4 protein-coding genes are annotated in these 1636 nt (G+C 39.4%); 2 read left to right on the top strand and 2 right to left on the bottom strand.

The annotated features are described in order from the left end of the window. Together ACZFYI_RS20145 and hslV are read left to right on the top strand one after the other, a co-directional pair. Positions 1-216: 2-oxo acid dehydrogenase subunit E2 (locus ACZFYI_RS20145; RefSeq protein ID WP_462525910.1), on the top strand; the 216-nt coding region annotated here is incomplete at its 5' end. 167 nt (positions 217-383) lie between these two features. Next, on the top strand, positions 384-926 hold the full coding sequence (hslV, locus tag ACZFYI_RS20140) for an ATP-dependent protease subunit HslV (protein WP_113924262.1): 543 nt from the start codon (positions 384-386) through the stop codon (positions 924-926). 166 nt (positions 927-1092) lie between these two features. Here hslV and ACZFYI_RS20135 read toward each other — a convergent pair whose 3' ends face one another. Together ACZFYI_RS20135 and ACZFYI_RS20130 are read right to left on the bottom strand one after the other, a co-directional pair. Then, positions 1093-1419, bottom strand: a complete 327-nt coding sequence (locus tag ACZFYI_RS20135) for a helix-turn-helix domain-containing protein (RefSeq protein ID WP_462525909.1) — start codon at positions 1417-1419, stop codon at positions 1093-1095. A gap of 4 nt (positions 1420-1423) precedes the next feature. Continuing rightward, positions 1424-1636, bottom strand: a 213-nt coding sequence (locus ACZFYI_RS20130; RefSeq protein WP_462525908.1) for a type II toxin-antitoxin system RelE/ParE family toxin, incomplete at its 5' end; no start/stop codon positions are given.

Below are 1636 nucleotides of genomic sequence, written 5' to 3'. Positions count from 1 at the left end.
GAATTCACAGCGATCATCAATCCCCCGGATGCCTGTATTTTGGCTGTCGGCGGGATCAAAGAAACCGTCATTGTGAAAAACGGTCAGATGCAGATAGGAAATATCATGAAAGTGACGCTTTCCTGCGACCATAGGGTAGTGGATGGAGCAGTGGGTTCAGCTTTCTTGCTGACATTAAAAGGACTTCTTGAAGATCCCGTCAGGATGTTGATCTAACAAAAATAAAAATACTGTCAAAAAGTCCTGTTTGCTCAGGACTTTTTGCTTTTGTATACTTATTGAGGTTATAAAGTTTTAAAAGTTAAAAGGTTGAAAAGGTGTCGGGATGCCACCTTCAGTCTTCAATCTCATGTCTTACGTCTCATATCTCTTGTCTAATAATAATGGAAAAAATAAAATCAACAACCGTAGTCGCAATCAAACACAACGGGGAAGTAGTCATCGGTGCAGACGGTCAGGCTACCTTGGGCAATACAATTGCAAAAAGCACAGTCAATAAAATCAGAAAATTACAGGGCGGAAAAATCGTCACAGGATTTGCAGGCTCTACGGCTGATGCATTTACGCTCTTGGAGAAATTCGAGGAAAAGATGGGTGCCTATGGCAACAACATGAAAAGAGCTGCAGTCGAACTCGCCAAAGAATGGCGGACAGACCGTATGCTCAGCAAACTCGAAGCCATGATGATCGTGGCGGATGCGGTGGATATTCTTATTATTTCAGGTAACGGCGATGTGATCGAACCCGATATGGAGATCGCTTCTATCGGTTCGGGAAGCATGTATGCACAATCAGCCGCCAGAGCCCTCAAGAAATTTGCGCCCCAACTTACTGCAGAAGAAATGGTCAGAGAAAGCCTCGGCATCGCTGCCGATGTCTGCATTTATACCAACCATAACTTGGTGGTGGAAAAAGTGGTGAAATAGAAAATTCTTAGTTTTTGTTTTTAAAAGACCTTTCGGATGTAATCATTCAGAAGGTCTTTTTTAGTTTTTACCAAAAAATTTGATTTACCAATTTCCCAAGATTACCTTCTAAAATTCGATAAAATAGCGAAAGTTGCTTGAAATAAGGGTTTGACTTTTTTTTATATCATGTGAGCTTAATAAAGTTATCTTCAAGCTTTACATTGAAATTTATCTCTGCTTTTAATGCTTTAAAAACCTTCAAGATGGTATCAATTGTCGCACTGTTGGCACTGCTTTCAAGTTTGGAAATTTGGGCTTTCTGTACCCCAATAAGTTTCCCAAGTTCTTCTTGTGTCAAATGTCTTTCTTGCCTTGCAGTTTTAATCATTTTTCCCAAAACATCCATTCGAAGTTCATATTCATATTCGTCACGATCTGTCGTGCCAACTTTGCCAATATATTTGTCCTTCATCTCAGCAAGGGAATAAGTCTTGATTTGTTTAGTTGCCATGTGGTTATTTTTTTTGTTTGTTTTTGAAATACTCGTCCTTTAATCTTACTGCCCGGTTGATTTCGTTTTTTGGAACTTTGTCAATCTTTTTTATGAAACCATGGGTCGCAACTACCAAAGTTTCTTTGCTATCTGTCTTGTCCCAAAATGCAAGTAGCCTTATTTGAAGTCCTGCGTATTTTGTACGAAACTCCCAAATATCATTCTGAAGTTTCTT

Source organism: Aquiflexum sp. (genome assembly GCF_977115555.1).
The sequence above is the reverse complement of the archived record's forward strand: the minus strand, read 5'-3'. Positions and strand labels throughout refer to the sequence as shown.

Coding starts and splice junctions, on each gene's coding strand:
- hslV (WP_113924262.1), top strand. CDS start 384: ATGGAAAAAATAAAATCAACAACCGTAGTCGCAATCAAACACAACGGG.
- ACZFYI_RS20135 (WP_462525909.1), bottom strand. CDS start 1,419: ATGGCAACTAAACAAATCAAGACTTATTCCCTTGCTGAGATGAAGGAC.